10 protein-coding genes and 1 other RNA gene are annotated in these 8409 nt (G+C 42.2%); 7 read left to right on the top strand and 4 right to left on the bottom strand.

Features of this window, described 5'->3' with window-relative positions; genetic code table 11:
• From petA to B4F91_RS11685, 5 genes are all read left to right on the top strand, one after another.
• Nucleotides 1-385, top strand: a 385-nt coding sequence (petA, locus tag B4F91_RS11705) for a ubiquinol-cytochrome c reductase iron-sulfur subunit (RefSeq protein WP_286937961.1), incomplete at its 5' end; no start/stop codon positions are given.
• Nucleotides 385-1650 (top strand): cytochrome b, encoded by a 1266-nt coding sequence (locus B4F91_RS11700; RefSeq protein WP_004589106.1) that lies wholly within the window; start codon nucleotides 385-387, stop codon nucleotides 1648-1650. The genes petA and B4F91_RS11700, both read left to right, overlap by 1 nt.
• The gene (locus B4F91_RS11695; protein ID WP_024033324.1) at nucleotides 1647-2396 is read left to right on the top strand and encodes a cytochrome c1; all 750 of its coding nucleotides are present in this window, start codon (nucleotides 1647-1649) and stop codon (nucleotides 2394-2396) included. Before B4F91_RS11700 ends, B4F91_RS11695 begins: the two co-directional genes overlap by 4 nt.
• Before the next feature lie 80 nt (nucleotides 2397-2476).
• Nucleotides 2477-3103 carry a stringent starvation protein SspA gene (gene sspA / locus B4F91_RS11690; RefSeq protein WP_004589108.1) on the top strand — a complete coding sequence of 209 codons (627 nt, stop codon included), beginning with the start codon at nucleotides 2477-2479 and terminating at the stop codon, nucleotides 3101-3103.
• Nucleotides 3103-3540, top strand: a complete 438-nt coding sequence (locus B4F91_RS11685; protein ID WP_004589109.1) for a ClpXP protease specificity-enhancing factor — start codon at nucleotides 3103-3105, stop codon at nucleotides 3538-3540. The genes sspA and B4F91_RS11685 overlap by 1 nt, the downstream gene beginning before the upstream one ends.
• A 69-nt stretch (nucleotides 3541-3609) precedes the next feature.
• Here B4F91_RS11685 and dolP read toward each other — a convergent pair whose 3' ends face one another.
• The 4 genes from dolP to B4F91_RS11665 all read right to left on the bottom strand — a co-directional run bounded on the left by dolP (nucleotide 3610) and on the right by B4F91_RS11665 (nucleotide 7098).
• Nucleotides 3610-4176 carry a division/outer membrane stress-associated lipid-binding lipoprotein gene (gene dolP / locus B4F91_RS11680; protein WP_004589110.1) on the bottom strand — a complete coding sequence of 189 codons (567 nt, stop codon included), beginning with the start codon at nucleotides 4174-4176 and terminating at the stop codon, nucleotides 3610-3612.
• Nucleotides 4169-4762 carry an SIS domain-containing protein gene (locus B4F91_RS11675; protein ID WP_004589111.1) on the bottom strand — a complete coding sequence of 198 codons (594 nt, stop codon included), beginning with the start codon at nucleotides 4760-4762 and terminating at the stop codon, nucleotides 4169-4171. The genes dolP and B4F91_RS11675 overlap by 8 nt, the downstream gene beginning before the upstream one ends.
• Nucleotides 4763-4830: 68 nt before the next feature.
• Complete coding sequence (locus B4F91_RS11670; protein WP_248462235.1) at nucleotides 4831-5202, bottom strand: YraN family protein; 372 nt, start codon at nucleotides 5200-5202, stop codon at nucleotides 4831-4833.
• A 12-nt stretch (nucleotides 5203-5214) separates the two neighbouring features.
• Nucleotides 5215-7098: a penicillin-binding protein activator gene (locus B4F91_RS11665; protein ID WP_248462236.1), complete on the bottom strand. Its 1884-nt coding sequence runs from the start codon at nucleotides 7096-7098 to the stop codon at nucleotides 5215-5217.
• 61 nt (nucleotides 7099-7159) lie between these two features.
• Between B4F91_RS11665 and rsmI the strand changes: the two genes are divergently transcribed.
• Both rsmI and rnpB read left to right on the top strand, forming a co-directional pair.
• Nucleotides 7160-8017, top strand: coding sequence for a 16S rRNA (cytidine(1402)-2'-O)-methyltransferase (gene rsmI, locus B4F91_RS11660; RefSeq protein ID WP_024033320.1), 858 nt, complete (start codon nucleotides 7160-7162; stop codon nucleotides 8015-8017).
• Nucleotides 8018-8059: 42 nt separating this feature from the next.
• Nucleotides 8060-8409, top strand: an RNA gene (rnpB, locus tag B4F91_RS11655) — RNase P RNA component class A; the annotation flags it as partial.

The raw sequence follows: 8409 nt of genomic DNA, 5'->3' as shown, positions 1-8409 counted from the left end.
TAAACCTGTATGGGTTGTATCACGTACCCCTAAAATGCTTGAGCAGATGAAAGAACATGAAGGTCAACTTCGTGATCCGCAATCGCAAGAGCCACAACAACTAGAATCATCAACAAATGATTACCGTTCATTACGCCCAGAGATTTTTGTCGCTGTTGGTATTTGTACGCATTTAGGGTGTTCTCCAGGCTTTTTCCAAGGTAACTTTAGTGAAAAAGTTGAAGGGACAGATGATGGTTTTTACTGTCCATGTCACGGTTCTAAATTTGATATGGCTGGGCGAGTATTTCAATCAGTTCCTGCACCATTGAACTTAGAAGTACCACCTTATACTTTTCTTGATGAAACCACTATTTTAGTGGGCGAAGAAAAAGGGGTAGCCTAATGTTTGGTAAAATTGTTAGTTGGATTGACGACCGTATCCCAATGACACGTGTTTGGAACATGCACATTGCACAGTATCCAGCACCTAAAAACTTTAACTTCTGGTACTTTTTTGGCTCGCTAGCCATGTTAGTACTAGTAAACCAAATACTTACTGGTATTTGGTTAACGATGAACTTTGTTCCCTCTTCTGAAGGCGCTTTCGCATCAGTAGAGTACATCATGCGTGATGTTGAATACGGTTGGTTATTACGTTATTTACACTCAACGGGTGCATCTGCGTTTTTCATCGTTGTTTATATGCATATGTTCCGTGGCATGATCTACGGCTCTTACCAAAAACCACGTGAATTACTGTGGTTGTTCGGTATGTTTATTTTCTTAGCATTAATGGCTGAAGCCTTCATGGGTTACTTACTACCATGGGGTCAAATGTCGTTCTGGGGTGCGCAGGTAATCATTTCGTTATTCGGGGCTATTCCAGTAATTGGTGATGACTTAACACTTTGGATCCGTGGTGACTACGTAATATCGGGTGCAACGCTTAACCGCTTCTTTGCATTACACGTTATTGCACTACCATTGGTTATTGTAATTTTAGTGTTCTTACACATTGTTGCGCTGCACGAAGTGGGCTCTAACAACCCTGACGGTGTTGAAATAAAACGCAAAAAAGGCACTGTGGCTGAAGAAGATAAGTCTAAATTTAAATTCCATGAGTATTACACCGACAAAAAAGACATTGTTGATGCGATACCGTTCCACCCGTACTACACAGTAAAAGATATTGTGGGCGTGGTTGGTTTCTTAATCTTGTTCTGTTGGGTTGTATTCTTTATGCCTGCGATGAATGGTTTCTTCCTAGAAGCGCCAAACTTTGAAGCAGCAAACCCACTTAAAACACCAGAGCACATTTTCCCAGTTTGGTACTTTACGCCATTCTATGCAATCTTACGTGCAATCCCTGATAAGCTTATCGGTGTTGCGGCTATGGGTGCGTCAATTGTGGTACTCGCATTGTTACCGTGGATTGACCGTGGTCGTGTTAAATCGGTTCGTTACCGTTGTGGTTTCCACAAATGGAACATTGCAGGTTTCGTTGTAACTTTCGTTCTTTTAGGTTGGGTGGGTGCAACTCCACAAACTGATATGAAAACGATAATTTCTCAAATCTGTACTGTGACTTACTTTATGTTCTTCGTACTGTTGTTTATATACAGTAAGAATGAAAAAACTAAGCCATTGCCTGAGAGGTTAACGAAATGATGAAAAAGCTACTTATTGGTGTATTTGCTTTATCAGTAAACTTGCTGCCTAACATGGTTATGGCTGCGGGCCCTTCGGTTCCTCTTATGGAAGCGGGTAACGATATATCTGATCAGCCTTCTTTGCAGCGCGGCGCAAAGTTGTTCATGAACTACTGTCTTGGTTGTCACCAAATGCAGTATCAACGTTATGAACGTACTTTCCGTGATATTGGTATTCCAACCGAGCTTGGTAAAGAGCAATTGATTTTTGATGGTTCAAAAGTAGGTGGCCATATTCTTAACGCTATCGCAAAAGAAGATGCTGCTAAATGGTTTGGTGCGGCTCCGCCGGATCTAACCAATGTGGCGCGTGTGCGTGGCAGTGATTGGATTTACACTTACTTAAAATCGTTTTACAAAGATGAATCTCGTCCGTTTGGCGTAAATAATACGTTATTCCCATCGGTGGGTATGCCACATGTTCTTCAAGAACTACAAGGTTTACCAACACCTATCATTGAAGAAGTTGAACAACATGGTCAAACAGTGACTAAAGTTGTTGGTACTGAAACAGATGGTAAGGGCGAATTAAGCGTTGATGAATACGATCAAGCGGTTCGTGATTTAACGAATTTCTTAGAGTATGTAGGTGAACCTACACGCCTTGAGTCAGAAGCGTTAGGTATTAAGGTAATTGGATTTTTAGTTATCCTGTTTATCTTGGCATTTATGCTTAAGAAAGAATACTGGAGAGATGTTCATTAATTTGAGCATTTTACAAGGTAATTTTGCAATAGGGGCTTAAGCCCCTATTGCTGTTTTAGTTATTTAATGGAGGTATAGGCATGGCCGTAGCTGCCAATAAGCGCCCTGTAATGACCCTTTTTTCTGGTGCTAACTGTATGTATAGCCACCAAGTACGTATTGTACTTGCAGAAAAAGGTGTAAGTGTAGATATTCATTTGGCTGAAAAGGATAACTTGCCAGAGGCACTTCACGAAATTAACCCTTACGGTACAGTACCCACACTGATTGACCGTGAGCTTGGCTTATATCAGGCAAACATCATCATGGAATACCTTGATGAACGTTTCCCTCATCCTCCACTAATGCCTGTGTATCCGGTAATGCGTGGTCGTAGCCGTTTAATGATGCACCGTATTGATACTGATTGGTACAGCCTTGCTGAAAAAATCATTAACAATACAGCAGATGCTGCACAAGCTCGTAAAGAGTTAACTGAAGCGTTACTTGCAATTGCACCAATCTTTAACGAAGCTCCATACTTTATGAGTGAAGAGTTTAGCTTAGTAGATTGTTATTTAGCACCACTATTATGGCGTTTACCAGAGTTTGGTATTGAGCTTAATGGCTCTGGCGCTAAAGAGCTAAAAGAGTACATGATCCGCTTATTTGAGCGTGAGTCATTCCAAGCTTCTTTAACTGAAGCAGAGCGTGAGATCCGTTTATAATGACGCCTAATCGTCCTTATTTACTACGTGCTTTTTTTGATTGGATCGTAGATAACGACTGCACACCACATTTAGTGGTTGATGCGCAGTACCCAGCAGTACAAGTGCCTACGCAGTTTGTACAAGATGGCCAAATAGTGCTTAATATTAGCCCTTCTGCCGTTACTGGGTTTTCGTTAGATATGGAACAACTAAGCTTTAATGCGCGCTTTGGCGGACAGCCAATGCAAGTATATGTGCCTTTAGGTGCGGTGCTTGCTATTTATGCGCGTGAAAATGGCGAAGGAACAGTCTTTACTGCAGATGAGTTTTTAGAGGACGAAGACGATTTTGCACCTGACCTTGAAAGTGTGGAAACATCAGATGAGATTATTGATGAAACCCCGCCAGAAAAGCCAGAAAAGAAAAAAGGCTCACATTTACGCGTCATCAAGTAACGCTTAAATACAAAAAACCGCTAATTAAGCGGTTTTTTTATGTGCCTTTTAAAAGGCTTTTTATGTATTTTATAAATATTCAAACACTTTAATAACGCGCTCTACACCCGATACATTGCGTGCAATGTTAACCGCTTGGTTAGACTCAGATTCAGATACTAATCCCATTAAAAATACTTCAGCGTTTTCGGTCACTACTTTAATATTATTACTCGGTATATCTTTAGCTGTTAAAAGCTGCGCTTTAACTTTAGAGGTTAGCCACGAATCGTGTGTTTGTGTGGTAATACCAATATTTGAGCCAATTCTAATTTGGTTATGTATTTTACGTATACCTGAGAGCCCCTCAATGCTCTGCTGAGCTTGGTTTTTCATTTCTTGATTGGCAACCTGACCTACCAGTAAAACAATGCCATTAACGCTTATAGCGTCTACATTGGCGAACTTTTCTAGTCGTTCAACTTCACTAAGCGCAATACTGGCTTTAATTTCTATATTATTGTCGTCTATTTGCGATCCAATGGTGCGGCGATCATTTGCTGCTGTTACTGCACCAGCTGTTCCTGCAACCACTGCGGCTGCACAGCCTTGCAGTAAAACAACAGTACCTAAAACAATAAGAGAGCGTTTAAACATAATTTTCATCCTGCGGGAAAAGAGTTAAATCAACCAGTTCACTTAAGCAATGTAAGTTAACTAAGTGAGATTCAATAATGCGGCTAGGGCGCTTAGAAGGCGTGCGAATTTCTACATCATTAGGGCCTAATAAGCCAACGAGTTCTCCACCATCGTCACCTACCATCACTATGACCTTCATATCTTTAGTAAGTGCAGCTTCTACAGCAGAAATAATATGTTTTTCATTGCCATTAATTGCTAACGCAAGCAGTAAGTCGCCTTGTTGTGCAAAGGCACGTACTTGGCGAGCAAAGGTATCATGCTCATCTACTTGGCTACTTTGCCCTAAATTGATATTTTCTTGAGATAGCGCAATAGCAGGTAAACAGGGGCGCTCTGTTTCGTAGTGATTAACTAATACGCCGGCCATGTGCTGCGCTAGCATATGGCAGTTTGCCGTGCCACAGCAAAGGAGTTTGTTACCATTAATTAAACTTTGTGCAATGGTAAATGCCGCAGACTCTAGTGCGCTTGGCAGTACTTCGCCTGCTGCTATTTGTACTTGAATGCTTTCTGTAAAAATTTCTTTAATTGTATCTTGCATAGACTACCAATAATTTATTCGTCATTTTTGTTTGTTGCTGGGCGTTTTACTAATCTGTTTGCGTGTTGTTAAAGTACGCTTTTGATCCAATTTATATTGCCAGAGCCTTCACCTGTAATGGCAACATAGTCGACTCTTATAGGCTGATTAGTTAAGTTTTTTGCTGCCAAGTAGTGATAAATAGTGCGTTTTAATCGTGCTTGTTTTTGTGCGCCAAGGGCATAATTTGCACCGCCTCTCGCATTGTTTTTACGAAACTTAACTTCTACAAATACAAGCGTATCGCCGTGTTTCATAATTACATCAAGCTCACCAAAGGGGCAATAATAATTACGCTCAATAGGCGTAAGCCCTTCATGGGTTAAGTATTTTTCTGCTTGGCGTTCATAGTACTGGCCTTTTTCTCGGCTATTTTGCCACAGCTCTTTAAACCACGACATAGCCGCTCCAGATTAATCAAACGTAAGCGTATTGCTTTCGTTGGCTGATTGCATAAATAAAGGCACGGGCTGCTTTGTTTCTAGCTGTACGGCTTTTATGCGTCTATTTGTGTATTGTGCCCAATCAAGCGTACGCTCTATGTGTCCGCTTGTATTTACCGAAAGCTTTCCACTTAAGCCTGTAAACTTATTACCGGGCATTACACTCAATTGCCTAATGTCGCTTAGCACCGACACGGCATCGTAAGCCATGGCAAATAGGCGTTGGCTTATATCGGCATTTTCAGGCCACAGCGTGTTGTATTGGTTGCGTAAATTATGTTGTTTAACTGTCGCATTAAGCATCCACGGAAGCTCTGTAAAGTAAAGCCCTTCTAAATCGCCTTTATCGGTGCGATCTATTTGTTTACTATGGCTTTTAGAGCTGGCATAAAGCGGGATCCGCTGTGCAAAAGTACTTACATTTACATCTAAATAAGGTTTTATCAGGCGTGTTTCTATAGCGTCGCCTAAAATGTAAATCGCATCAATATCGCTACGAGAGCGGGTTTCACTTTCTACTTCTTGTTTAAATAAAGACTTAACCGTTTTAATACGCTGCTTAGATTTATCAACCTCTAACAAGCTTGTAATTGTGTTTGGCATGTCTTTGTTATCGTTATAAAACCCAATTTGCGGTTTTGTTTCGCTATAGCGCTGCCACTGAATATTAAAGTAATCAACCAAACGCTGACCATTGGCATTATTAGGCGCTAATAACATAGGCTTTTGATAACCTTTAGCTAAAAAGTGCTCCAGCGCTTGCTGCACTTCATGCTCAGGGTTTAAAGCAAAAAAGTAATGTTGCAGCGAGAGTCGCTCACCATCAAATGTATTTAAGTGTAATGTTGGGGTATCAATAAGTGTTTTAGCTTGTGCAAGTTTATCTATATTCGCTTTTAATAATGGCCCAATCACAAAGTCTGGATTAAATTGGCTCAGCTGCTCGCTTAGCACTTGGGTTGAAAGGTTCTCATCTATAAAAACAGTGTCGCTAATAGTTTGCTTATCAAGCCCTGCCAAAATGCCGGCCTTTAGGGCGTCACCTAAACGCTCATTTGCGCCTGATTGCGGTAAAAGTACAGCTAAACGCTCTATATTAACTGGTGCTAGGTCGGCTAAGGCTTCATCTTGCTCGGGTAAAATAGCTACGGCAGGGTGCCCAGGGTAGCGACGGCGCCAATTATTGACGGCTTGGTCAAGCTCTACACCGCTATTTGCATATACCTGGTGGTATAAAGCTAAGTTAGTCCAACCTTGTTGTATAACAGAGCCACGATTAAAGCGCTCCAGCGCATAAGAAGACAGCTTTGTTAAGTTATCCCACAGCGCACTTTGTAGAGCAGGGATCTCAATATTGTTTTTATTCGCAGTTTCTGAGGCTCTAAAAAAATAAGGTGCGGCGCGCTTAGGAAAGTTTTGCGATGCATATATGCTAGCAGTTAAATATTGATGCCAAGCAAAGTGTTCAGGCTGTTTAAGTTGGCCATCGAGCGATTGCAAAATAACAAGCGCTTGGTCGTTTTTATTTTGCTGCTTTTGTGCATAAGCAATGTATAAGCGGTTCTGAATTTTATCTACACTTGGGGTTTGCTCAAGCTCATTACAAATGTTTTCAAGTAACGGCCAGCTTTGCTCCGAAATAGCCGCATCACGCGCACTATAAAGCAATTGAATTTTGTCGGCACCGGTACGATTAAGCGCTAATTTATAAATAGCATCGGCACTGGTTGCTTGATTTTGCAGCGCATTCGCACTGGTGTTAATGCTATCGCTATTTTTAGTTGGTTTTTCGGTTGTGCTACAGGCCGATAACCCTGACAATATAATTAATAGACTAACAAGTTTAAGTCGCACAATGATTTCCCAATACGTTAACGCGATTTGCTTATATTACTGACTGACGCAGGAGACCTCAATGTTAAATGAGGAGAATTCACAGAAAATTGGCACTCTTTACATTGTTGCCACCCCAATTGGCAATTTTGACGACTTAAGCCAGCGTGCCATCGCGACATTATCGCAAGTTGACTTAATCGCTGCTGAAGACACGCGCCACACCGGTAAGCTATTAAGCCACTTTGGTATAAAGGCTAAAACCTTTGCATTACATGACCATAACGAAAAACAAAAAGCGCAGCAGATTATTGATTGGCTAAACGAAGGCAAAAATATCGCGCTAGTTTCAGATGCCGGCACGCCGCTGATAAGCGACCCAGGTTATGCCGTTGTAAACCTGTGCCGCGAGCAAGGCGCGCATGTAACACCCGTGCCCGGTGCGTGTGCTGCTATTACTGCAGTGTGTTGCTCAGGCCTGCCAACAGATCGCTTTCAGTTTATTGGCTTTACACCGGCTAAAAGTAAAGCCCGCCAAGACTTTTTCATAGAAGCTGTAAACTCAAGCATTACCAGCATAATGTACGAAAGCACCCACCGTATTATGGCAAGCCTAGATGATTTAGAAGCGGCCTTAGGTAGTGAGCAACAAGTGGTATTTGCAAAAGAGCTAACCAAAACCTTTGAAACCTTTTTTAATGGTAGCGTAAGTGAGTTAAAGCAATTTTTAACTGATGACCCAACCAAGCAACGCGGCGAAATAGTGCTCATGTTGCCAGGTAAACCCAAGCAAGTAGACGATATACCGCCAGAGGCGCGTAAAATGCTGGCGCTACTTGAAAGCGAAATGCCGATGAAAAAAGCCTGTGGTATTGTTGCTGAATACTTTGGAATGAAGAAAAACGCCCTGTATAAAACAATTATTGACGAAAAAGAGTAAATCTTTACTGCGTACAAGGCACAGCTCATGTATACTGCGCGCCGAGTTAGCCAAGATAATCGCTGCCTGTGACGAAAATGATCAGGGGGAGGAAAGTCCGGGCTCCACAGGGCAGAGTGCCAGCTAACGGCTGGGGGGCGTGAGCCCACGACAAGTGCAGCAGAGAGGAGACCGCCAACCCTCGGGTTGGTAAGGGTGAAAGGGTGCGGTAAGAGCGCACCGGGCCACTGGTAACAGTTGGTTGCAAGGTAAACTCCACTCGGAGCAAGACCAAATAGGGTTCCTTATGGCGTGGCCCACGTTGGAACCGGGTAGGTTGCTTGAGCCATAGAGCGATTTATGGCCTAGACGAATGATTATCACTTTCTTCGGAAAGGACAGAACCCGGCTTA

It is taken from the genome of Pseudoalteromonas sp. UBA6610 (assembly GCF_002433295.1).
Classification (GTDB): Bacteria; Pseudomonadota; Gammaproteobacteria; order Enterobacterales; family Alteromonadaceae; genus Pseudoalteromonas; species Pseudoalteromonas atlantica.
Note: the sequence above shows the minus strand (reverse complement) of the source record. Positions and strands in the feature narration are given on the sequence as shown.